General features: G+C 64.7%; 22 protein-coding genes and 1 riboswitch. Of the genes, 17 read left to right on the forward strand and 5 right to left on the reverse strand.

What is annotated here, in order from left to right; genetic code table 11:
- Positions 1 to 84 precede the first annotated feature (84 nt).
- The 10 genes from M2336_RS12070 to M2336_RS12115 all read left to right on the forward strand — a co-directional run bounded on the left by M2336_RS12070 (position 85) and on the right by M2336_RS12115 (position 10021).
- A complete protein-coding gene (locus tag M2336_RS12070; protein ID WP_264572712.1) occupies positions 85 to 1668 on the forward strand; it encodes a peptide MFS transporter in 1584 nt (527 codons plus the stop codon).
- A 50-nt stretch (positions 1669 to 1718) separates the two neighbouring features.
- Positions 1719 to 3071, forward strand: coding sequence for a phosphoglucosamine mutase (gene glmM / locus M2336_RS12075; RefSeq protein WP_181559536.1), 1353 nt, complete (start codon positions 1719 to 1721; stop codon positions 3069 to 3071).
- Entirely contained in the window at positions 3064 to 3288 is a 225-nt protein-coding gene (locus tag M2336_RS12080; protein ID WP_181559537.1) for a DUF1272 domain-containing protein, read from the forward strand. The genes glmM and M2336_RS12080 overlap by 8 nt, the downstream gene beginning before the upstream one ends.
- Before the next feature lie 91 nt (positions 3289 to 3379).
- Entirely contained in the window at positions 3380 to 3703 is a 324-nt protein-coding gene (locus tag M2336_RS12085) for a TraR/DksA family transcriptional regulator (RefSeq protein ID WP_264572713.1), read from the forward strand.
- 52 nt (positions 3704 to 3755) lie between these two features.
- On the forward strand, positions 3756 to 4877 hold the full coding sequence (gene thiD / locus M2336_RS12090) for a bifunctional hydroxymethylpyrimidine kinase/phosphomethylpyrimidine kinase (RefSeq protein ID WP_264572714.1): 1122 nt from the start codon (positions 3756 to 3758) through the stop codon (positions 4875 to 4877).
- Positions 4874 to 5455, forward strand: a complete 582-nt coding sequence (locus M2336_RS12095) for a ribonuclease HII (protein WP_264570188.1) — start codon at positions 4874 to 4876, stop codon at positions 5453 to 5455. Before thiD ends, M2336_RS12095 begins: the two co-directional genes overlap by 4 nt.
- 37 nt (positions 5456 to 5492) lie before the next feature.
- Positions 5493 to 5678, forward strand: a riboswitch (yybP-ykoY riboswitch).
- 3 nt (positions 5679 to 5681) lie between these two features.
- Positions 5682 to 6251 (forward strand): TMEM165/GDT1 family protein, encoded by a 570-nt coding sequence (locus M2336_RS12100; RefSeq protein ID WP_181559541.1) that lies wholly within the window; start codon positions 5682 to 5684, stop codon positions 6249 to 6251.
- Positions 6252 to 6489: 238 nt separating this feature from the next.
- Positions 6490 to 7629, forward strand: coding sequence for a site-specific DNA-methyltransferase (locus tag M2336_RS12105; protein ID WP_181559542.1), 1140 nt, complete (start codon positions 6490 to 6492; stop codon positions 7627 to 7629).
- A gap of 111 nt (positions 7630 to 7740) precedes the next feature.
- A complete protein-coding gene (folP, locus tag M2336_RS12110) occupies positions 7741 to 8886 on the forward strand; it encodes a dihydropteroate synthase (RefSeq protein WP_413715931.1) in 1146 nt (381 codons plus the stop codon).
- 37 nt (positions 8887 to 8923) lie between these two features.
- The gene (locus tag M2336_RS12115) at positions 8924 to 10021 is read left to right on the forward strand and encodes a Gfo/Idh/MocA family oxidoreductase (RefSeq protein ID WP_319801642.1); all 1098 of its coding nucleotides are present in this window, start codon (positions 8924 to 8926) and stop codon (positions 10019 to 10021) included.
- Between the two features lie 15 nt (positions 10022 to 10036).
- On the opposite strand, the gene M2336_RS12120 is transcribed toward M2336_RS12115, so the two are convergent.
- The 3 genes from M2336_RS12120 to M2336_RS12130 are packed head-to-tail and all read right to left on the reverse strand — an operon-like array spanning position 10037 to position 13597.
- A complete protein-coding gene (locus tag M2336_RS12120) occupies positions 10037 to 10696 on the reverse strand; it encodes a TadE/TadG family type IV pilus assembly protein (protein WP_264593029.1) in 660 nt (219 codons plus the stop codon).
- Between the two features lie 41 nt (positions 10697 to 10737).
- Complete coding sequence (locus tag M2336_RS12125) at positions 10738 to 11400, reverse strand: TadE/TadG family type IV pilus assembly protein (protein WP_264572717.1); 663 nt, start codon at positions 11398 to 11400, stop codon at positions 10738 to 10740.
- A gap of 1 nt (position 11401) precedes the next feature.
- Positions 11402 to 13597, reverse strand: a complete 2196-nt coding sequence (locus M2336_RS12130) for a TadE/TadG family type IV pilus assembly protein (RefSeq protein WP_264572718.1) — start codon at positions 13595 to 13597, stop codon at positions 11402 to 11404.
- 145 nt (positions 13598 to 13742) lie between these two features.
- Here M2336_RS12130 and M2336_RS12135 point away from each other — a divergent pair, with 145 nt between their 5' ends.
- Together M2336_RS12135 and M2336_RS12140 are read left to right on the forward strand one after the other, a co-directional pair.
- Positions 13743 to 14414 (forward strand): hypothetical protein, encoded by a 672-nt coding sequence (locus M2336_RS12135; protein ID WP_264572719.1) that lies wholly within the window; start codon positions 13743 to 13745, stop codon positions 14412 to 14414.
- Between the two features lie 21 nt (positions 14415 to 14435).
- Complete coding sequence (locus tag M2336_RS12140; RefSeq protein WP_264570194.1) at positions 14436 to 14918, forward strand: EF-hand domain-containing protein; 483 nt, start codon at positions 14436 to 14438, stop codon at positions 14916 to 14918.
- A gap of 51 nt (positions 14919 to 14969) precedes the next feature.
- Here M2336_RS12140 and M2336_RS12145 read toward each other — a convergent pair whose 3' ends face one another.
- Positions 14970 to 16319 carry a neutral/alkaline non-lysosomal ceramidase N-terminal domain-containing protein gene (locus M2336_RS12145; RefSeq protein WP_264572720.1) on the reverse strand — a complete coding sequence of 450 codons (1350 nt, stop codon included), beginning with the start codon at positions 16317 to 16319 and terminating at the stop codon, positions 14970 to 14972.
- Between the two features lie 131 nt (positions 16320 to 16450).
- Positions 16451 to 18079, reverse strand: coding sequence for a GMC family oxidoreductase (locus tag M2336_RS12150; protein WP_264572721.1), 1629 nt, complete (start codon positions 18077 to 18079; stop codon positions 16451 to 16453).
- A gap of 63 nt (positions 18080 to 18142) precedes the next feature.
- Here M2336_RS12150 and M2336_RS12155 point away from each other — a divergent pair, with 63 nt between their 5' ends.
- The 5 genes from M2336_RS12155 to egtD all read left to right on the forward strand — a co-directional run bounded on the left by M2336_RS12155 (position 18143) and on the right by egtD (position 22882).
- Positions 18143 to 19573 carry an aldehyde dehydrogenase family protein gene (locus tag M2336_RS12155; protein WP_264593030.1) on the forward strand — a complete coding sequence of 477 codons (1431 nt, stop codon included), beginning with the start codon at positions 18143 to 18145 and terminating at the stop codon, positions 19571 to 19573.
- A 13-nt stretch (positions 19574 to 19586) separates the two neighbouring features.
- Positions 19587 to 20261 carry a 4-carboxy-4-hydroxy-2-oxoadipate aldolase/oxaloacetate decarboxylase gene (ligK, locus tag M2336_RS12160; RefSeq protein ID WP_319801493.1) on the forward strand — a complete coding sequence of 225 codons (675 nt, stop codon included), beginning with the start codon at positions 19587 to 19589 and terminating at the stop codon, positions 20259 to 20261.
- 86 nt (positions 20262 to 20347) lie between these two features.
- Entirely contained in the window at positions 20348 to 20614 is a 267-nt protein-coding gene (locus M2336_RS12165) for a DUF2171 domain-containing protein (RefSeq protein ID WP_264572724.1), read from the forward strand.
- Between the two features lies 1 nt (position 20615).
- Positions 20616 to 21890, forward strand: coding sequence for an ergothioneine biosynthesis protein EgtB (gene egtB, locus M2336_RS12170; RefSeq protein WP_264572725.1), 1275 nt, complete (start codon positions 20616 to 20618; stop codon positions 21888 to 21890).
- A 2-nt stretch (positions 21891 to 21892) separates the two neighbouring features.
- Complete coding sequence (gene egtD, locus M2336_RS12175; protein WP_264572726.1) at positions 21893 to 22882, forward strand: L-histidine N(alpha)-methyltransferase; 990 nt, start codon at positions 21893 to 21895, stop codon at positions 22880 to 22882.
- Positions 22883 to 23036: the final 154 nt, after the last annotated feature.

A 23036-nucleotide genomic window follows, 5' to 3' on the forward strand; every position in this document is an offset into this window, starting at 1 on the left:
CTTTTCTCAAATGTCAGACTCTCTAAGTCTCGTGGGCATATTGTCGCGGCCGGCGTCTCGCCGTTGCCCGGACCAGGAGACTTTATGGCGACCATTCCAGCCATCGCCCTCATCGCGCTCGTCGTGCTTCTTGCCGGCGGCGCGGTTGGGCTTGTGAGCAAGAAGCAGGAGTTTATCGGCCATCCCAAGGGCCTCTACATCCTGTTCTTTGCCGAGATGTGGGAGCGCTTTTCCTATTATGGCATGCGCGCCCTGCTGATTTTCTACCTCACCAAGCACTGGCTGTTCAGCGATGGACAGGCGAACCTCGTCTACGGGGCCTATACCAGCCTCGTCTACGTCACACCGGTGCTGGGCGGCTATCTCGCCGACCGCTATCTCGGCCAGCGCAAGGCCGTGCTGTTCGGCGCGCTGATCCTCACCGCTGGCCACTGCCTGATGGCATTTGAAGGCTCGGGCGGACAGGATGATCCCACGATCAACATCTTCTGGCTGGCGCTAAGCTGCATCGTTGTCGGCTCGGGCTTCCTCAAGGCCAATATCTCGGTGATCGTCGGCCAGCTTTACGGGCTTACCGATCCCCGCCGCGACGGCGCCTACACGATCTTCTATGTGGGCGTGAATGTGGGCGCGGCCATCGGTACCATCATGGCCGGCTGGCTCGGCGAGACCTACGGCTGGAAATACGGCTTCGGCGCGGCGGGCGTTGGCATGTTGCTGGGCGCGGCGGTGTTCGTCATCGGCAAGCCGTTCCTCATGGGCAAGGGGGAGCCGCCCAAGCCGCTCACCCTGCGCACCGAATGGCTGCTCTACGCGATCGGCGTCGCTTCCATCGGCGTGATCTGGTTCCTCGTCCAGTATCAGGATATCATCGAGACGCTGCTCATCGTCGCCGGCGTCGCCCTGCTCGGCTATGTGCTCTACGCCGCGATGAAGCTGCAACCGGATGCGCGCGACCGCATCTTTGCGATCGTTTTCCTCGTCGCGCTCAACCCGGTGTTCTGGGGCCTGTTCGAGCAGGCGGGCGGCAGCCTCAATCTGTATACGGACCGCTATGTCGACCGTGGCGGTTTCCAGACCACCTTCTTCCAGTCGCTCAACCCCATCTACATCGTGCTGCTCGGGCCGGTCTTCGCCTGGCTTTGGCTGTGGCTGGGCAAGCGGGGCTGGGAACCGTCCGCACCGGCCAAATTCGGTCTGGCGCTGGCGCAGGTCGGCTTTTCCTTCCTCATCTTCGTATGGGGCGCCCAGTCGGCCGGCATGGCGGCGCTGACGCCGGTGCTGTTCGTGTTCCTGGTGTATCTGTTCCAGACCACTGGTGAGCTGTGCCTCTCACCTGTCGGGCTTTCCGCGATGAACCGGCTGGCACCGAAGCATCTCGCCAGCCTCATCATGGGCGCCTGGTTCTACATGTCGGCGGTCGGCAATTTTGTTGCAGGCAAGATCGGCGAGGCGACCGGCGGTCATGATGGCGAGATGACCAAGGAAGCAACGCTCTCTGTTTACAACACCATTGGCTGGTGGACGATCGGCATCGCCGTCGCGGTGCTGGCGGTCTCCCCGCTGGTCAAGCGTCTGATGCATCTCGATACGCTGAAGGAAGAGGATGCCCCGGTCGATGATCGCCCGGAGGAAGGCCTGCGGGACCAGACGGCGCCTGTGCGGTGAGCCTTCAAGGGGGCTGGCGCTGCCGGCCCCCGATCCGCTAAGCACCGGCGATGACCAGACGCTTCTTCGGCACGGATGGCATCCGGGGCCGCACCAACCAGTCCACGATGACGGCCGAAATGGCCATGCGAGTGGGCATGGCCGCCGGCCGCCACTTCATGCGCGGCAGCCATCGCCACCGCGTGGTGATCGGCAAAGATACGCGCCTTTCCGGCTATATGATCGAGAATGCGCTGGTCGCGGGCTTTACCAGTGTCGGCATGGACGTGGTGCAATTCGGCCCGATCCCCACCCCCGCCGTGGCGATGCTGGCCGCATCGATGCGCGCCGATCTCGGCGTGATGATCTCCGCCAGCCACAATCCTTATTATGACAATGGCATCAAGCTGTTCGGGCCGGATGGCTACAAGCTCTCCGACGCCGACGAGCTGAAGATCGAGGCGCTGATCGAGGGCGGCGAGATACCGCTGGCCCCGTCCGAAGGGATCGGGCGCGCGCGGCGGGTCGAGGATGGGCGCGGGCGCTACATTCACTTCGTCAAATCGACCTTCCCGCAGCATCTGCGGCTCGATGGGCTCAAGGTGGCGCTCGATTGTGCCAATGGCGCCGCGTACAACACCGCCCCCTATACCTTCTGGGAGCTGGGCGCCGAGCTGGTCCAGATCGGTGTGACTCCCAACGGCACCAACATCAACGATGGCTGCGGCTCGACCGCGCCGCTGCTGCTGCAGGAGACGGTCGTGGCATCCGGCGCCGACATCGGCATTGCGCTCGATGGCGATGCTGACCGCCTGATCGTGGTGGATGAGACCGGCACCATCGTGGATGGCGACCAGATCATGGCGCTGATCGGCACGAGCTGGGCGCGGCAGGGCATGCTCAAGGGCGAGGGGGTCGTCGCCACAGTCATGTCCAACCTGGGGCTGGAGCGAAAGCTTGCCAGCGAGGGCATTCCCCTCATCCGCACCAAGGTTGGCGACCGTTATGTGCTGGAAGAAATGAAGGCGCGCGGCTGCAACGTCGGAGGCGAGCAGTCCGGCCACATGATCCTCTCCGATTATGCGACGACGGGCGACGGCACCATTGCCGCGCTCCAGGTGCTCGCCGCGCTGGTGCAGAGCGGCAAGCCGGCCAGCGCCCTGCTGCGCCAGTTCGAGCCGGTCCCGCAATTGCTCAAGAATGTCCGTTTCGCCGGCGGTAAGCCGCTTGAGGCGCAGAGCGTCCAGGCCGTGATCGCCCAGGCGGAAGCGGAGCTTGAAGGGGTGGGGCGCCTCGTCATTCGGCCGTCCGGCACCGAGCCGGTGATCCGCGTGATGGCCGAAGGGGACGATGGCGATCAGGTCGTCCGCGTGGTGGACCGCATCTGCGATGCCGTGGCAAGCGCGGCGGCCGCCCATGCTTGAGATGCGCCCGGATTGCGAGCGCTGCGGCGCCGATCTCCCCGCCGATGCGGGTGGTGCCTTCATCTGCTCGTTCGAATGCACCTTTTGCGCCGAATGCGCCGAGGATCTGGACGATCGCTGCCCCAATTGCGGGGGCGAGCTGCTGGACCGGCCGAGCCGGACTGGCGACGCGCTCAAGCGAAACCCTGCTTCGACGGAGCGCCGCTTCAAGGGCTGAGCGCCCGCGCGACCGGTTTGATCTGGCGCATGGATTGGCGCGCATCACCGCCTAGACTGGCATCAAGCAGTCGGACGGAGAGGGGGTGGCCATGGACATGATGGACGCAAAAGCACGGCTTCTGGCCATGCGCGATGATCTGAAAGCCCGGCAGAAGCGGCTTGCGGTCGATCTGGACGAACCGCTGAATGCCGATTCAGCTGAACAGGCAAGCGAAGTGCAGGATGATCGCGCACTGGAGCAGCAGTCCGCGCTGGTGGCGCGGGAGATCGGCTCGGTCAATCGTGCGCTCGCGCGGATCGAGGCGGGCGTTTACGGTGCCTGCGTGCTGTGCGGCGAGCCCATCGCGCCGGCGCGTCTGGCGGCCCGGCCCGAGGCATCGCTGTGCATCGCCTGCGCCCGCAAGGAACAGTGAGGCGCAGCGCCAGCGGCTCGACTTCCGCGCCGGCAGGGGGCAAAAGCGCCCCATGAGCTATCCTCGAATCCTGATCATCGCCGGCTCGGACTCCGGCGGCGGCGCCGGCATCCAGGCGGACGTCAAGACCGTCACCATGCTGGGTGGCCACGCCATGACCGCGATCACCGCGATCACCGCGCAAAATACGCTGGGCGTGCAGGCCGTGCATCCCGTGCCGACGGAGATGGTGCTGGCGCAGATCGACAGCGTGGTCAGCGACATCGGCGTGGACGCCGTGAAGATCGGCATGATCGGCTCCGCGGAGACGGCGCTGGCGGTCGCCGACCGGCTTGAGAGCATCGGCGCGCCGGTGGTGCTCGATCCGGTGATGGTCGCGACGAGCGGCGGCGTGCTGGCGGACGCCGCCACCATCGAGAGCTTGCACGAGCTGATGGGCTGGGCGTTCGTCACGACGCCGAATCTCCCCGAACTGGAGGCGCTTGGCGGCGAGGCGGACCTGACTGCGCGGGGCGAAATGCTGCTCATCAAGGGCGGCCACGCCCCCGGCGAGATCATCACCGACCGGCTTGTCGGTTCGGAGGGGGAAATTGCCCGGTGGGAAGGGGCACGCATCCATACCGAGGATACCCATGGCACCGGCTGCACCCTGGCCAGCGCCATCGCGGCCGGGCTGGGGCAGGGGCTCGATCTGCCGGAAGCCATTGCGCGCGCACGCCTGTTCGTGCGGCTGGCTCTGCGCACTGCGCCCGGCCTCGGCCGCGGGCATGGCCCGATGGCGCATGGCGCGGTGCGGCTCGACATGGGGCCGAGCGGCCGCCTCAACCAGATTTCCGTGCCGGTCAGTGATTATGCCGCCTCCCGCGATTTCTACGAGGATCTGGGCCTGACCCTGATCGTGGACAGCCCGGACCAGCCCTATGCCCGCTTCGAGGCGCCCGGCGGCGCGACGCTGTCTCTCCATGGCCAGCAGCATGGCGTCTATCTGGAATGCGATGATCTCGATGCCCGGGTGACCGCGTTGATCTCGGCCGGCCTCGTCTTCGATAATGAGCCGGTGGATCAGGCATGGGGCTGGCGCGAGGCCTGGCTGGTCGATCCGGCCGGCAACCGCGTCTGTCTCTATTCGGCGGGCGAAAACCGGCGCTATCCGCCCTGGCGGGTCGAGGGATGATCGCGGGGGTCGACGAGGCCGGGCGCGGGCCACTGGCCGGGCCGGTGGTCGCGGCGGCGGTGGTTCTCTGCAAGCCGCGCCCGTCCGGCTTGGATGACAGCAAGAAGCTGAGCGCCGCCAAGCGCGCGGGTCTGGAAGCGACGATCAAGCGCCGCTGCCACTGGGCGGTCGGCGTGGTCGATGTCGCGGAGATCGACCGGCTCAACATCTTCGGCGCGACGATGCTGGCGATGACGCTGGCGGTCGAGGGGCTGTGCGCCCGCTTGGGGTGCGATCCGCGCGAGGTGCTGGTCGACGGCAATCTCACACCTCACGGCCGGCGCCCTGAGTGGCGCTGGTCGGCGCGCGCAATCGTCGGAGGGGATGCATTGGAGCCCTGCATTTCCGCCGCGTCGATCATCGCCAAGGAACATCGCGACGCGCTGATGCGGGAAGCCGCGCGCGATCATCCGCATTATGGCTGGGAGCGGAACAAGGGGTACGGCACCGCCGATCATCTCGCCGCGCTGCGCCAGCATGGCCCAAGCCCGCTTCACCGCCGCAGCTTCGCGCCAGTCGCGCAGCTGGCCTTTCTGTAGGGCGCCCGTTGACGGGAGACGGCCGAAGGCCTAAGGCGCTGGGGTCATCTGGGGAGTAGCCAGCTGCCGGTTTCCGGCAGGCCTGCCCGTCAACATACTCGGTCGAGAGGCCGTGGCGGCAGGGAATCCAAGCATTCCGGCGAGACCAATGACATCGAGCTTCCGTCCAGGCCGGGCGGGAGGCGCGGTGTCATTGTTTGTCTTGTTGCCCGGCTGAGGATTTTTCATGGAAGCCCTGTTCACCTCCACCGCCGTCGTCGCGCTCGCCGAAATCGGCGACAAGACGCAGTTGCTGGCCATCCTGCTCGCCACCCGGTTCAAGAAGCCGGTGCCGATCATCCTCGGCATTCTCGCGGCGACGCTGGCCAACCACTTTCTGGCAGCCCTGCTCGGCGCAAGCGTGGCGTCCATCTTTCAGCAAAACTGGTTCCACTATCTGGTCGCGGCCGGCTTCCTCGCCATGGCGATCTGGACGCTGATCCCCGACAAGATCGATGATCTGGAGGACAAGCCGGCCCGCTTCGGCGCGTTCGTCACCACCACGATCGCCTTCTTCTTGGTGGAGATGGGCGACAAGACGCAGATCGCGACCGTCGCGCTTGGCGCCCAGTTCCATCAGGTCGGTCTGGTGACGATGGGCACAACCCTGGGCATGCTGATCGCCAATGTCCCGGCAGTGTTCCTCGGGCACGAACTGCTCCGCCGCGTGCCGCTCAAGGTGGTGCGCATCGTGGCGGCCAGCCTGTTCGCGGTCATCGGCCTGTGGTTGCTGATCCAGGGGCCGGGTAGCCTCTGAAAATCGATAGCGCCGGAGGCTCGGTTAAAATATTTTTCGGCCCATCGCGCCCCTGAGTCTTCGGCGCAACACCACAACATGTTGAGTCCTGCCTGAATCGCAGGACTCCATCCCTCGTGTGGGACTCGTTTCGTTCTCATTTCCGGCGCGGATTCTTCGCGTGACTCCAGTCCGTTACCGCTCTTGACGGTGGACTCGTCGTGACTCACACCGGGCGCACAAACGGGGGTGAGACGACATGAGCGTGATGGAAAAACTGACGAAGCGACCGGTGCGCGCAAAGGTCCTGCCGGCCAACACGCCGCCGATCCTGCCACTCGACACGCTGCTGCAGGGCGACTGCATCGCCATCATGCGCACGCTGCCGACGGCAAGCGTAGACATGATCTTCGCCGATCCGCCGTACAATCTCCAGCTCGGCGGCGATCTGTTCCGCCCCGAGGGCGGGCGCGTCGATGCGGTCGACGACGCCTGGGACCAGTTCGACAGCTACGCTGCCTATGACGCCTTTTGCCGCGAGTGGCTGGCCGAGGCGCGCCGCATCCTCAAGCCGGATGGCACGATCTGGGTGATCGGCAGCTATCACAATATCTTCCGCGTGGGCGCGCTGATGCAGGATCACGGCTTCTGGATCCTCAACGATATCGTCTGGCGCAAGGCCAACCCCATGCCCAACTTCAAGGGCACGCGTTTTACCAATGCGCATGAGACGATGATCTGGGCCAGCCAGGGAGAGAAGGCGAAATATACCTTCAATTATCGTGCGATGAAGACGCTGAACGACGAGTTGCAGATGCGCTCGGACTGGGTGCTGCCGATCTGCGCCGGGCAGGAGCGCCTCAAGCGCGGTGGCACCAAGGCCCATCCCACTCAGAAGCCGGAGGCGCTGCTGTACCGCGTGCTGCTCTCCTGCACCAACAAGGGCGATGTGGTGCTCGATCCCTTCTTCGGCACCGGCACAACCGGCGCCGTGGCCCGCCGCCTGGGGCGCCGCTGGATCGGCATCGAGCGGGAAGACAGTTATTGCGAGGTCGCGCGGGAGCGTATTGCTGCAGCGCTCCCGCTCGATGAGAGCGCGCTGACCATCATGCAATCCCCCAAGAGCCAGCCGCGCGTGGCGTTCGGCACGCTGGTCGAGACCGGCATGATCGCACCCGGCACTGTGCTCACCGCCAGCAAGGGGCGCTTCAAGGCGCATGTCCGCGCCGATGGCTCGCTGGAGTGCAAGGGCCAGACCGGCTCGATCCACAAGATGGGCGCCACGCTGCAGGGCGCGCCCAGCTGCAATGGCTGGACCTTCTGGCAAATCGAGCACGAAGGCGCCGTGAAGCCGCTCGATGCCATGCGCCAGCTTTACCTGCTCGCGACGGAGCCATAAGGCACCGTCGTTGGGGCCCGGACGGCGCGCTCCCACCGCGGGTCCGGGCTCCTGCTTCCGCTTTTCTGTCGGGCAAGCTAAGGCGCGCGGGATGCACAAGGATATCGCCCGATGATGATGGAAATCCCGCCGCCGGACGCCCGCCTCTATCTGCGCCCGATCTGGTTCATCGACACGCCTGTCGGGCTGGAGACGCATGAATTCCGCAGGCTTGCCGGGGGACTGATCTGGTTTCAGGGCCTCGAGGTCCGTTGGGCGGGCGCGGAAGGCACCGCCGGTAAGGCCATCGTCCCCGTTGCCATGTTTGATGACTGGCAAAGCCGCCTGAGCGACGCGCAGGCTGAGCGGATCGCAGCGCAAATGCAGGGGCTGACGGCGCCTCGCGCACCGTTGACGCTGGGCGAGCGCGTCATTCGCTTCGATACGCCGCAGGTCATGGGCATCCTCAACATGACGCCGGACAGTTTCTCGGATGGCGGCAAGCTCATCGGCGATGCCGAGCGCGCCGCCGATGCCGGCTTTGAGATGCAGCTGGCCGGCGCCTCGATCATCGATGTCGGCGGCGAGTCCACCCGGCCCGGCGCCGCCACCGTGTGGGAGGGCGACGAGATCGCCCGGACCGTGCCGGTGATCGAGCGACTGGCCGGGAACGGCATCGTGGTCTCCATCGATACGCGCAAGGCGGCGGTGATGGAGGCCGCGCTCGCGGCCGGCGCGGGCATCATCAATGATGTGACTGGCCTCACCCACGATCCGCGCGGGCTTGAGGTGGTGGCGAAAGCGGGGTGCCCCGTCATCCTGATGCACAGCCCGTCCGCCGGCGACGATCCGCACGGCGGCGCGGTCAAGTACAAGGCCGGCGCCGTTGCCGGCCCGACGGTAGCCATGGCCGTGTTTGACTGGCTGGAGGCGCGGGTCGCTGCCTGCCTCGATGCCGGCATTGCGCGGAGCAAGATCATCCTCGATCCCGGTGTCGGCTTCGGCAAGGCGTTGCAGGACGACACGCGCGTCATCAACAATCTGGCCATGTATCAGGCGCTGGGTGTGCCGCTGCTGTTCGGGGCCAGCCGCAAGCGCATTGTCGGCGCGCTGACCGATGGTGCGCCGGTCGAGGAGCGGCTCGGCGGCTCGGTCGCCTTGGCGCAGGTCGCGATCGGGCAGGGCGCGCAGATCGTGCGGGTGCATGATGTGCAGGAGAGCGTGCAGGCCGCCCGCGTGTGGCGCGGCTTGCGCGACGCCGCCTTGGTCGCTGCCTGATCGCTGGGGAAAGCGTTCCGATGCAGAAACGCCTGTCATGTTGAACATGGCCATGATTGGCGGAGGCGGGCTTCTGTCCATCGGCCAGACCCACCGCATCGCGGCGGAGGCGACCGGACAGATCAGGCTGGTTGCCGGCGTGTTTTCCTCCGACCCGGCGCGATCCCGGCAGGCGGGCCTTGCTTATGGCATCGATCCCGCCCGCGTCTATGCCGATGTCCCCGCCTTGCTGGCGGGCGAGCGGGACCGGGCGGATGGGGCCGATTTCGCGAGCATCGTCACGCCCAATCATCTCCATTATCCGGCGGCCGTGGCCGCCCTTGAGGCTGGCCTTGCCGTGATGAGCGACAAGCCCATGACCGCGTGGCTCGATGAAGCCCGCAGGCTCGCCGCGCTTGTGAACGAGACGGGCCGCCCCTTTGCGGTCAGCTATCCGTATGGTGGCTTTGCCGCTGTGCGCGCCGCCCGCGCGATGATCGCCGCAGGCGAGCTGGGCGCGGTCCGCAAGGTCAGCGCAACCTATGCGCAGGGCTGGCTGGCGAGCGCAGCCGGCCATGCGCAGGCCGCCTGGCGGGTAGACCCCGCGCGCTCCGGAGTAGGCGGCTGCATCGCGGACATCGGCGTCCACGCCTTCCATCTCGCCGAGTTCGTCTCCGGCCTGCACGTAAGCCGGATCATGGCCGACCTTGGCAGCGTCGTCCCGGGGCGCACGCTGGACGATGACTGCGCCGTGCTCCTGCGGTTCGACAATGGCGCGCGCGGGACCATAATGGCCTCGCAGATCGAGGCGGGGGAGGGCAACCGGCTGCGCCTGCGCTGTGACGGGGACGCTGCCAGTCTGGTCTGGACGCTCGATGATCCGCATGCCCTCGCGCTGCATCCGATCGACGGTGCCAGCCTTCGGCTCGCTTTCGGCGAGGACGAGCCTGCGATCGCCTGCCCGCCCGGCGTCCACCACGCTGACGGCTATATGGCGGCCTTTGCCACCCTCTATCGCGATTTCGCGGCGGTTCTTCAGGGCAATGCGGCGCCTTCGCTGCCCGGCGTGCAGGAGGGGTTGCGCGGCATGGCGTTTATCGAGACAGCCGTTGCCGCCTCTCGGGCCCAAGACGGCTGGGTCGATCTGGCGCTCTAGGCCCGCGCTATCGCCTCAGCTGCTGCAGGTCGAAGCGGTGACGCCTTCATTATTGTAGACGCCCGTCCCGCCATTGCCATTATAGTCGCGGTCGTCGCGCACGGTCATGGCGGCAGTATCGACGATGACGGTCGTCGGCACGATGCTCGCCGAAATGAGCGGCGTATAATCATAGGCCACTTCAACGAAAATGACCGCGCCGCCATCGGGCGCCGTCACCTGCTTGCCGGTTTCGCCCATCGCCGGCAGATCGGTGTCGCCCTGCACGCCATGGGTGGAGGCCCAGCTTTTGGCGCCGAAGCAACGCTGCCAGTGAATGTGGAATTTTTTGGGTTCGGGATTGGGATTGGCGACCGGCTCAAGGCTCGAAATGATGATCCGCCCATTCGTCGCGAGATCGAGCGCGCCGGACTGCATGTTGGCGCCGATCAGCAGATCGTTGATCTGCGCTTCGCTGATCTGCGGCGCGGTGAGCAGGCTGTTGGTGCCGATGCGGGAAGCGTTATCGGCAACGTGGAGGGCGATCTGGCTCACCTGCATCCGCGTGATCGCGAAATTGGTGAGTTCCGCGCCCGCGAGGAACATCCCAAGGATCAGCGGAGCCGTGAGTGCGAATTCCACGGCGGCCACACCACTCTGGGCGCGCGCGAGACGCGAGACGTTTCCAAGCCGCATACGGCAGAGTGCGCCTTTGCGCTTGAGGAGTCTCACCGCACTCATGAGCAATACCGCACGGTGGGCGTGCCATCGGTGCCCTGGTCGCCATAGGGCTGGTTGGAGAGGACCGTTCTGGCTACGACATGCGTGATACCATGCCCGCCGATCAGTCTGTCGATCGGAAACAGGCGCGGATAGGACACCGTCACGGTGAACACGACATTGTCGCGCGCGCCCGCGGCGTTGATGGCATTGCCACCGTCGGCATCCCAAACGCCGTTGTTATTGTTGTCTACAAACGGCTCGCCACCGTCACAAACGCCATTCTTGTTGGGTCCGCTCGCACTGTCCGTAAAGGGCTCGGCCTGAGCAGCAGCGGCTTGCGAGAAGCTGCGATAAAAGCGCCGCTGGACCGAAACCTCCGCGTCATTGTGCAATTGCTTGATCTGGCTTTCCACGACGGCGTCGATCGCATCGCGCGAGGTCGCGTTGGTGCCCGCGGATGTCTCCAGCGTGCCGTCCCGCGCGGCCTTCTGCACGGCGCCCTGCACCACGCTCTGCATGTAGAGCGTGTGCCCAACATCCAGCGCGCCCAGCAGCATGATGAGGAAGCCCGGCAGAATGAGCGCGAACTCGATGATCGTCACGCCGTCCTGCGCCCGCGCGAAACGGCGCAGGACAGGCAGGGCGCGTGCGCCGAACAGATGAGGCGCGCGCCTCATCTCAGTTGGTCAGCCTCAGATCGGCGATTTCAGATGCGATCTGCTTGAAATTGCTGATCAGCGTTGGCGTATCGTCCGCCTTGAAATATTTGCCGGGCGTCGCGCAATTCTCCAGGCGCGCTTCAGTCTCGGCGTCGACACCGCCGCCATAGGAGACCACCCACAATGTGATGTTGCGGTTGCGGATCGCGGTGCACAGTGCGACGAGCCTGCTGTTGAGGATGTTGGTGAGCTGCGTGTCGTTGGGCGCATAGGTGGTCTGGCGCCGGTCCCACCAGGGAATGCCATAGGCCGTATAATTTGTGTTGTCTGTCATCGTGGCGCCGTCGGTCATGAAGATAATGTGCCGCTGGATGGCGCCGCCAGTGGGGGTCTCCCTGTTTTCGTCAGCAAAGATACCGGTCGGCGAAATGAACCGGGCGCCCCAGATCATCCCTATGTCGTGGTACGTGTTGCCGATGGCGCGCAAGGAGTTGACATAGGTTTCAAATCCCCCTGGTGTGTACCAGGTCTGGAGCTTCTTCGCTTCGGTCGAGCAATAATAACTGAATCGGTCCTTGCGGGGATGATAAGGATTCGGATCCGAAGTCACTACAGGAGGATCTACGGTCCAATTGTAGTTGTAATTGGTACCCGTGTAGCGCGCCCAGACTACACCAGGCAGCATAGGTTTCCACTGCGTGTCCGGGTTGGAGGGATCGGGCACCGCATCGATGTTCATATCGCGCGCGCCAGTCGGAATGGAATTCCATTCATCGCTCGCATCGCCGTCGCTGTTTAGAACGGTCTTGCGCTCCTCAATACACCCATCCCAAGTGACCTCGGCATTCGCGGCAATATAGAGCGTCGTGTCCGCGTTGGAGCCGGATAGTTTGACCGCTGGAACGGTCGATGTCGCTACCGGCAGTGCGACGCTATTATTCCAGTTTGTACCACCAGCTTTCAAAGCGGAAACGTCGAACGACATTTGTTTATATGTCCAGCCGGTTACGCGTTGCCGGTGTGTAGTCCAAGTGATGGAGCGTGTGCCAGTCGCCGTCTTTGAGCGCGTGTATGTGCGCGCGTTGCTGCTCTGAAGACGGCAACTGCTGTTTGACCATGAGTATTTGTATGCGACGACGACATGGTTGTCGTCCTGCCGATGGGTCCGAACTTGTGGATCTTCCGGATACACCGGAGCTACGTCGGTGGGGTCCTGTAGGCTGCCAGTATCCGTGTAAGTAAGTACCGTCCCGTTCGAGTTGAGGTTGGAGCAGTTTGAAGAGTTCCTGTCGGTGCGCCGATTGCTGTATGATGTGCCGTTAATAGTAGTTGAACTGTTGTTGTTGCTGTTCGTAATATTAGACCAGCCGGAATAGGTGCTGGCATTATTTAGATTCGTCGGAGAACCTGACCAGTTTGTCCACGGGGTTATTGTTTCGGTGCCCGCTTGCCATGAGTAAACTGTTTCAGTTTTTGGCTCGCGCGACTGGTAGATCGCTGTGCTAGCCATCCAGTCATTGTTCAGAAGCTTGCCGACGTTCACGTTTACCGAATAGGGCATGAACCCCAAGCGGATTTGCGCCGTGCCGGCATAAGTGGTGGCTGCAGGGTCGTTGCCGCAGGTCTCCGTGGTGTTAACCCGCAGCAGAGCTTCATAAAAGCATTTGACGGCGCTCTTCAACCCAACAAGGCGGGCATTGCTTGCCGGGCTATTGTTATTGTTGCCGCCCGGGCACCAGCTTCCATCTGCTGGGCAATTCATCGATCCCGTCACGTCTAACACGAACATCACGTCGGTATTCGGAATTTCCATCTTGGCGGTGCAGGTTACGTGCATGGTCCGCTCGGTGATGCCGAAGATGCGCATGATGGTCATGGGCACGGAGACGTCCGCGAAGCCGGTGACCTCGCCGTCATCCTCCGAGAAATCGTGGTCGAGCAAGGTCGTGCCGTAGGCGCCGTCCGTGAAATTTGCGTTGAACAGCTCGAGCGCGCGGCTGCGGGTGCTGGTGCTGCCTTCTTCGGTCCAACTGCCCGATCCCATTGCGCGGCGGCCGGCCAGCACGCCGGCGTCACAAGCCTGTTGCAGTCGCGTCTTTGTGAGGTAGAGACGGCTCATGTCCACGCCGCCGCCAATCAGCCCCGCCAGCGGAATGAGCGCCGCTGCCGAAATGGCGATGACGTTGCCGCGCACGTCGCGGCCAAGCCTGGTCATGAAGCTTGCGCCTGCCCGGTTGCGCATTCCTGTCCTCACTGCCCTTAAAGCCACCCACCCGGCGAACGATTGCACCGCCACCGGCCCGATCCTCGCCTTATTCAGAAGTGGTGGACAAATGCCTAATTCGGTTGGTTGATCGTTGGTGAATGCGCCGCCTACCGCGCTCGGTGCCGATCACGAGCCCGCCCCGTTGCAGCGCCTGTTGCTCGCACACACGCCTGCGGCGGAACGCTCATGGCATGCGCTGTGCTGGCAATTGGACGCCCGGTTGGCCGAGCTGATCCGTCGGCGGGCCGATCCGACGATCGCCGCCATTCGCCTTGCCTGGTGGGATGCCGTGCTGGTGGAACGGGATGATGCCAAGGGGCGCGGCGAGCCTCTGGTCGAAGCCTGGCGCCAGCAAGCGGACGCCGGCGCCAGCGCGGCGGCAGAACGGCTGATCGACGGATGGCGCGTGCTTGCCTCGCCCGATCCGCTGAGCGACGAGGATTTGCGGGACTATGCGCTTGCTCGGGGTGGCGGGCTGTTTGCCCTGCTGGCTGGAGGAGAGAGCGAGGCGTCCGATCGGCTCGGCGCGCTCTGGGCCTTGTGGGATCTGGCCGGTCACGCCAGCGAGGAGGCTCTTGCGCTGCGGAGCATCGCGATCGCCTCGGATTTTCTGCCTCGGGATGCGCGATCGCCTCGTAGCCTGCCGCGCCCCCTGCGTCTGCTCGCCGCTGTTGCCATGCCGGACGTCCGCGCCGCCCGGCTGCCATCGCGCGGCTTCACGCCCCGCCAGTACAGCCGCTTGCTGATCGCCGCCCTGCGCGGTTAATCTCCCTTCGGGGGGCCTGCGATGGGGCGATTCTTTGCCGGTGTACTTTCCGCGCTGCTGTTCGTCGCGGCGGGGCTGTTCTGGTGGCAGTCCGCCGTGGATGCGGACATGCAGCCGCGCGTCGCCAATGGTGGCCTGCGCGCAGAAGCGCCGCCCTTGCCCGGGCCGGGCGATCCCAATGCACGCGGGGCGCCGCCGCCCGACGTCCCGGAAGCCACAGAGCGCACCCGCGAGCAGAAGCGCTTCGACCGCTATGATCGCAATCGCGATGGCGTGGTGACGCGACTGGAAATGATGGCAAGCCGAACGAGCGCGTTCCGAAAGCTGGATAAGGACGGCAACAACCTCCTCTCGTTCGAGGAGTGGGCCGTGGCGACATCGACCCGGTTTGCCGGAGCGGATGCAAACCGCGATGGCCGGCTGGTCCCAGTCGAGTTCGCGACGACCGCACCCCGGCCCAGCGCGACGCGCGCGGGGCCGGTCTGCAAGTGCGAAGAGGACTGAGCCTAGGCGGATTGGGCCGGAGGCGGGAAGGGGGCCGTAGCCCCCTTGGCCTTACTTGGCGGCGTCAGTCTGCTCGACCAGATCGAGCAGGCCGTTGACGATGCCACTTTCCGCGCAGCCGGGCTTCAGGCGCGAGGACACCACCTCGAAGGTATATTGGCCAAAAGCCGCATCGTTCGGGATGTAGCCCGATGGGCCAAAGCCGTTGGTCAGCGTCGCCATCATGGTGCGGCGCGAGGGCGCCTGTGCCTTGAAGCTGGTCGCGATGGGATTGAACACCTCGCCATTCACGCCGCCGATGAAAACATCGCCGATCTTCAGCATGCTGAGGTGAATGGGGATGTCTGCCGCGTCGACATAGGTGCCGGCATAGCCTGCGCGGCCCTTGTCGGTGCGCTCGCGACCGGGGCACACCAAGGTCTTGCTGGCGCCGGCGATGCCGTTCACCTTCTCGGGCCGTTCGAGGCGCAGGCGCATGGTCTGCAGCACTGCCTCACCGAGCATCTGGCCCATGGACTGGGCCATCTGCTTTTGCTGCTCCATGAGCTTGGCGACCTGGGGGTTCTTGCGATCCATGCCGACGCCGCCGGGCGGCATGGCATTGCTGATGTCCTCACCGCGCTTGGCATAATCGGCGATGCGGATGGCGCGCAGATCGTAGGTCTGCTGGAAGAAGATGGGGTTCTGGTCACCCGCGGCACCCTCGGACCACACCGCCACCACATCATCGCCCATCGCATTTTCGATATAGCGGGAGGCGGCGCCGGGCAGATCGCCGCTCACCAGATCGAGATTGCCGGTCAGCACGGCATGGACGGCGTAGTTATAATAAACGGCGATCGGCTTCCCGGCCGCATTCTCGAAGCGCAGCACGGCCACCGTCTTGTCGGACGGGCCATCGACATTGGGGCCTTCCCACCAACGGCGGTTGTCCGGGTCGATGATGTTGCGGTTCACGTTGATGTAGGACTTGCCTTCGCCGAAGGCGACCTTGCCCGGCTGCATCTTGCCGACCGCTTCGCGCACGGCCTGGACGATCTGGTCCTCCAGCTTGGGGTGCGGACCCCAGGGCACGCTGTGGGTGTGGGTCGCGGTGAGCATGACGCGCTCCGGCGCAATGCCGAGGTCGCTGCTCAGTCGAGCGGTGACGCCGCTCCACAGGTCCGTCGGGATCGCGCCCACATCCACCGTCACGAGCGCGGCGCGCTCGCCATTGCTCTCCAGCGCGATCGCGCGCACGTAAATGGGGTCGAGAACGCCGGTATAGGGTTCTTTCAGACTCTTGGCGGCCGGGGTCCAGTCGACCTTGGCGGCGCCGACTTTCAGTTCTGCCTGAGCGGGCGCAGCGAGCGCCGTGCCCATGGCCAGCATGGCGGCGCCGGCGATCAAAAATCTCTTCATTTCAAAGCCTCCTCATCCTCGTGCGGCTGCGGCGAGTCTCGCATCCAGCGGGTCGATGGGTGGGAGGGGTAGCGAAGCGAGGCTCGCAGGGCCAGTAAAAATGCAATCGATTGCCGTGGGAACGTCCTCCCTCAGCAGGACTGCGGCGGCGCGATGCCAAGGATCAGGTCAGCGGCCTTTTCCGCGATCATGATCACCGGCGCATTGGTATTGCCGCCCACAATGCGCGGCATGACAGAGGCGTCGGCCACGCGCAGACCCTCAATGCCACGGACCCGCAAGGCCGGGTCGACCACAGCCTGCTCATCGGCGCCCATGGCGCAAGTCGAGGAGGCATGATGGGCGAGCACGCTGCTGCGGCGATTATAGGCGTCGATCTCCGTATCGCTCTGCACGCCACTGCCCGGCATGATCTCGCCTGCGGCAAGGTCTCGCAGCGGCGCGGTGGCGAAGAACTCCCGCAACATGCGCACCGCCCGGCGCATCGTCAGCAGATCGCGTTCGTCCTCATACATGTTGATCCGGATCTCGGGCGCGTCCGCCGGGTTGCGCGAGCGCAGGCGCACGCTGCCTCGGCTTTCAGGCCTCAGCAGCACGGCGAATGCGCTCATGGCATGACCGGCGCCCTTGCGAATGCCGGGAAACCAGACGCGGGCATCGAGCCGGGTGGGGTATATATTGGCCTTGATATCCGGCCGCGCCAGCCCGGGCGTGGTCGGCATGAAGCCAAAGGCGGTGACCGGCAATTGCGTCGCCCGGTTCCCCAGGCCGAGGAAAAAGCGTCCCACGTTCAACAGCAGCCGGTCGAAGCGCAAATTGCTCTCGAAGCCGATGGGCTCGGTCAGCGTGTAGCCAATGCCGGTGAGGGGATGCTCCTGAAGATTGCGGCCAACCCCGGGCAAGTCGGCCACGACATCGATACCGAGCGCGCGCAAGTCGTCTGCCGGGCCGATCCCCGAGAGCATCAGCAATTGCGGCGAGTTGTAGGTGCCCGCGCACAATATGACCTCGCGGCGCGCGCTCAGCAAAGTCGGCCGGCCTTTGTCGATGATCTCGACGCCCACCGCGCGCCCGGCCTCGATGGCGATCCGGGTGACCGTGCAGCCGGTCCGAATGGCCAGATTGGGTCGATGCGCGACGGGATGCAGGAACTGCCGCGCACTGCTGGCGCGGCGGCCTTTGTCCACCGTCACTTCGGGCGGTGCAAAGCCGTGCCCGCTATTTGGCCCATGCTGATCGTCGAGAATTGGATGGCCAAGGGCGCGCGCGGTCTGCATCACCGCATCATGCAAAGGCCCAGTCGTCTCGACCGGGCTGACCGTCAGCGGCCCGTCGACGCCATGATCTGCGCTGTCGCCGCGCCAGCTCCGTTCGGAGCGGCGGAAATAGGGGAGCACCTCGTCCCAACTCCAGCCGGTGGCGCCGAGTGCCGACCATTCATCATAGTCTGCTGGATGGCCGCGCGCGTAGACCATGCCGTTGATCGAGGAGGTGCCGCCCAAAACCTTGCCCCGTGGCAGCCACAGGCGCCGGCCATCCAGCCCCGGCTCGGGCTCGCTCCAATAGGGCCAGGTCAGGAACGGCATGGTTTGCAGCTTCATGAAGGCAAAGGGCATGCGGATCAGCGGGTGGCGATCGTGCCCGCCTGCCTCCAGCAACAAGACCCGGTTTTCCGGCGCGGCCGACAGGCGGCTGGCGAGGACGCATCCCGCCGACCCCGCGCCGATGATGATATAATCTGCGCTTTCCGATTGCGGCACCGGCGCCTCTCTGAAATAGTATATTCTCGTGCTATACAATCCTCACGCCAAGGTGTCACGACTTTGAATGCTCCGCTGTATCAGGATCGTCTCTTCATCGGCGGCGCTTGGGTCAACCCGCACGGCCGGGACATCGTCGAGGTTCGGTCTCCGGCGGATGGAACGTTGCTCGGGCGCGCGGTCCTCGGCGATGCGATCGACGCAGATCGCGCCGTCGCTGCTGCCCGGCAGGCGTTCACCTCATGGTCGCAGAGCAGCATCGCGGAAAGGCTGGACGTGCTCGCCCGGATGCGCGCCGCCTTCGAGACGCTGGCACCCGCGCTGGAGGATCATCTCATGCGGGAGATCGGCCTGACGCGCATGGTCGCGCAGGGACAGAGCATGATGTGCCGAGCGCATTTCGACAGCATGGCCGAGATCCTCGCGCGCTATCCGTTCGCCCAGAAGATGCCCGGCGGGTTCGAGATCGTGCGGGAGCCGATTGGCGTGGTGGTGGCGATCACCAGCTGGAATGCCCCGGTCAATCAGATGCTGTGCAAGGCCGTGCCGGCGATCGCTGCGGGATGCACGGTGATTGTCAAGCCGAGCGAACATGCGCCATTGTGCGGCGGCCTGCTCGCGGAGGCGATGGCACAGGCGGACCTGCCGCCCGGCCTGTTCAATCTCGTCAATGGTCGCGGCGCGGATTGCGGGCAGCGCCTCGCCGCACACCCGGATGTAGACATGATCTCGATCACCGGATCGGTGGCGGGCGGCGCGGCGGTCGCGGCAGCGGCGGCACCGACCATCAAGCGCGTGCATCAGGAACTGGGCGGGAAGGGCGCCAATATCCTGCTGCCGGAAGCTGATTTTGCGGCGGTCGTCCCGCGCAGCGTGGTGGCATGCATGATGGTGGCAGGGCAAGTCTGCGCCGCGCCGACCCGGCTGATCGTCCCGGCCGACCGCTTCGAGGATGTTGCCGCGCTTGCCGTGGCCGCAGCGCAGGGCCTTGTGGTGGGGCCGCCTGATGATCCCGCGACGAGCTTCGGCCCACTGATGAACGCGGCGCAGTTCGATCGGGTGCAGGGCCTGATCCGGCAGGCGATCGATGGCGGGCAGCCGCTATTGACCGGCGGTCTCGGACGACCCGACAATCTGCCGACCGGCTATTATGCGAGGCCGACGATCTTCGGTCCGGTCGCGCCGGATGCCGCCATCGCCACGCAGGAGGTCTTCGGCCCGGTCCTGTGCATCCTCACCTATCGGAATGTTGACGAGGCGGTGGAAATCGCCAATGCCACCGACTTCGGCCTCGCCGCCTATGTGCAGTCGGCCGATCCCGCATCGGCGCGGGCCGTCGCTGCCCGCGTGCGGGCAGGCTATGTGTCAATCAACTTTCCGCCATGGACGGCGGCGGCGCCGTTCGGGGGATACAGAAGGTCCGGCAATGGCCGGCAATATGGTGTCTGGGGACTGGAAGAGTTTCTGGAGACCAAGACAATCATCGCAAGCTGAGAGGGCAAGAGCAATCATGGGTGTGGTCGTACAGAATATCGAGCGTGCTGATCCTGAGGTGATTGACGGTCTGGCGGCGTGCGGTGTTGCGACGGTTCATGAGGCGCAGGGACGCACGGGTTTGCTGGCGAGCTACATGCGGCCGATTTATGCCGGCGCGCGGATTGCCGGCAGTGCAGTGACGATCAGCGCGCCTCCGGGCGACAATTGGATGGTGCATGTCGCCATTGAGCAGTTGAAAGCGGGCGACATCCTGCTGCTGGCGCCGACCAGCCCGTGCGAAGACGGCTATTTCGGCGATCTGCTGGCCACCTCGGCGCAGGCGCGCGGCTGTCGCGGCCTGATCATCGATGCCGGCGTGCGCGATGTGCGCGACCTCACCGAGATGAACTTCCCGGTCTGGTCCAAGGCCATTTATGCGCAGGGCACGGTCAAGAACACGCTGGGCAGCGTGAACATCCCGGTGGTCTGCGCCAACGCGCTGGTCAATCCCGGGGATGTGATTGTCGCTGATGATGACGGCGTGTGCGTCGTCCCCCGCGCCAACGCCGCCAAGGTGCTGGAAGCATCGCGGGCCCGTGAGGCGAACGAGGCTGGGAAGCGCACGCGCCTTGCAGCCGGAGAGTTCAGTCTCGACGTGTTCGATCTGCGCCAGCGGATCATGGACGCCGGGTTGCGCTACGTCTGAGCCGAAGATTCGCTCGGATCGGGCTGCATCCAATATCGGCCTTGCGCGTTAGGCTATCGGGTTCCCGATCAAGCGTGGAGGCAATTGTGGCCGATCTCAGCAACGTCAAAGAGCATATGTCCATCATCGGCGCGGATGGCGCTCATATCGGGACAGTCGACCATGTCGAGGGCGACCGCATCAAGATGACGCGCGCGGACAGCGGTTCGCATGGCAAGCATCACCATTATCTGTCCGGCGGCCTCGTCGCAGAGGTGGAAGGGGACAAGGTGCGCTTGTCCGCAACTGGAGCAGCGGCCCTGCTGTTCGAAGAGGAGCAGGACGGGAAGCCGATCGCGGACATGAATCCCTGAGATGGCGAGCCGCGCGCAGGTCGCCGAGGCATGTTCTGCAGACCTGGCTGACCGCTTCCAATCCGTCCGCTCGCTTTCTGTCGATCTGGCGGCGCCGCTGAGCGACGCCGACGCGACGGTGCAGTCGATGCCCGATGCGTCGCCCGCCAAGTGGCACCTCGCTCATACGACCTGGTTTTTCGAAACCTTCCTGCTGCGCGACCATGTGCCGGGCTATGTCGCGCATGACGAGCGCTGGGCCTATCTCTTCAACAGCTATTACGAAGCGGAGGGGCCGCGACACCCGCGCCCGCATCGAGGCCTGCTCACGCGCCCCACGCTCGCGGAGGTCGGCGATTATCGTGCGCGGGTCGATGAGGCGGTCCTGAACGCGATGCCTCGGCTCGCGGAGGCGTGCCCGGACTTGCTCACCCTCGGCCTCCATCATGAGCAGCAGCATCAGGAACTGATGCTGACCGATCTCAAGCATCTGTTTTCGTGCAACCCGCTCGATGTCGCCCTGTGGCCTGCACAACCGCGAGGACATAGCGAGACCCCGGCCGTGCGCTGGATCGAGCGGCCCAACGGCCTTGCCGACATTGGCCACGCAGATGGCGATGTAGCCTTCGCCTTCGATAATGAGCAGCCGCGTCATCCCCATTATCTCGCGCCCCACGCGCTCGCCAATCGACCGATCAGCAATGGTGAGTGGCGCGCGTTCATCGAGGATGGCGGCTATCGCACGGCATCCCTGTGGCTGTCAGACGGATGGGATTGGTGCAATCGGGAAGGGATCGGCCACCCGCTTTACTGGCAGGAGTCGGATGGCGCCTGGGAGCAGTTCAGTCTTTCGGGCTGGCAGGCCGTGGATGATGCCGATCCTGTCACGCATATCAGCTTCTACGAGGCCGATGCCTTTGCGAGCTGGTCGGGCGCGCGCCTGCCCACCGAGCAGGAACTGGAAGCGGCGGCACAGGGTGCCGATCCTCACGGCGGCATCCAGCTTGACGGGCCGGGACCGGTCGCGCCGCTATGCCCGGAAGACGGGCCAGGCCTTCTCTCGCTGTTCGGCAATGTCTGGGAATGGACCGGTTCGGCCTATCGACCTTTTCCCGGCTTTCGTACCGCCGAGGGCGCGGTCGGCGAATATAATGGCAAGTTCATGAGCAGCCAGTTCGTGCTGAAGGGCGGGAGTTGCGCTACGCCGCGCGGCCATATGCGCGCCTCGTACCGGAATTTCTTTCACCCTCATCAGCGCTGGCAGTTCACCGGACTGCGGCTCGCAAAGGACTGCTAACCATGGCGACGATGCCCAAACTCGATCTGCTGGACCGCTCCGCACCGGATGAAGGCACCAGTGCATTTTGCGAGGACGTCCTGTCGGGCCTGTCGCAGCGGCAAAAGGCCATCCCGGCGCGCTGGTTTTACGATCTTGTCGGCTCGGAACTGTTCGAGGATATCACGCGGCTGCCCGAATATTACCCGACCCGCACGGAAGTCGGCTTGCTCAAGGCCCATTGCGGTGATGTCGCAGGCCTGATCGGGGAGGGGCGGGTCGTTGTGGAGTTCGGCTCCGGCAGTTCGCTCAAGACCCCCCATCTGCTGCGGCAGGTCAATCCTTCGGCTTATGTGCCGATCGATATTTCCGGGGAATTTCTTCTCCAGTCCAACGCCGATCTCGCGCAATTGCTGCCGGACCTGCCGATCTATCCGGTCGAAGCCGACTTCACCAAAACGGTCGCGCTGCCTTCGGCGCTGCGGGGCAGAGCGATGCTCGGCTTCTTTCCGGGCTCCACCATCGGCAATCTCGCGCCGTTCGCCGCGACGGACCTTCTGCGCTCGATGCGCGACACGCTCGGCCATGGCTCATGGCTGCTCATCGGCATCGACCAGGTGAAGCCAATCGATCGCCTGATCGCGGCTTATGACGACGTGCAAGGCGTGACTGCGCAATTCAACCTCAATCTCCTGCACCGGATCAATCGGGAGCTGGGCGCGGACATTCCCGCAGACGATTTCCGCCATGTCGCCCGATGGAATCCTGCGGCGAGCAGGATCGAAATGCATCTTGAGGCGCAGCGGGACGTCGCGTTTCAGGTCGAGGACCGCTTGTTCTTCATGCGCGATGGGGAAACCATCCATACAGAGAACAGCCACAAATATACCGAACAATCTGCCTGCGCCCTGCTTTCAGCCGGTGGCTGGACCCCCCAACAGGTTTGGACCGACGTCCGGGAGGACTTTCTCCTGATCCTCGCCGAGGCGGAGACGATTCCCCTCGCTCCCTGATCTCGCTGGGGGTTCTGGTGTTCAAAAACCCCTATTCGAGTGGACTTTTTCAACGCAAAGCCCCGGTTTTGTGACGGATATGTCACACCTCGCCAATGAGGCAGTTAACTCGCGCTAAAGGTGTTGAGGGATCAATTCTCCCTTGATAGTCCGT

This window comes from Sphingobium sp. B1D7B (assembly GCF_025961965.1).
Lineage (GTDB): Bacteria > Pseudomonadota > Alphaproteobacteria > Sphingomonadales > Sphingomonadaceae > Sphingobium.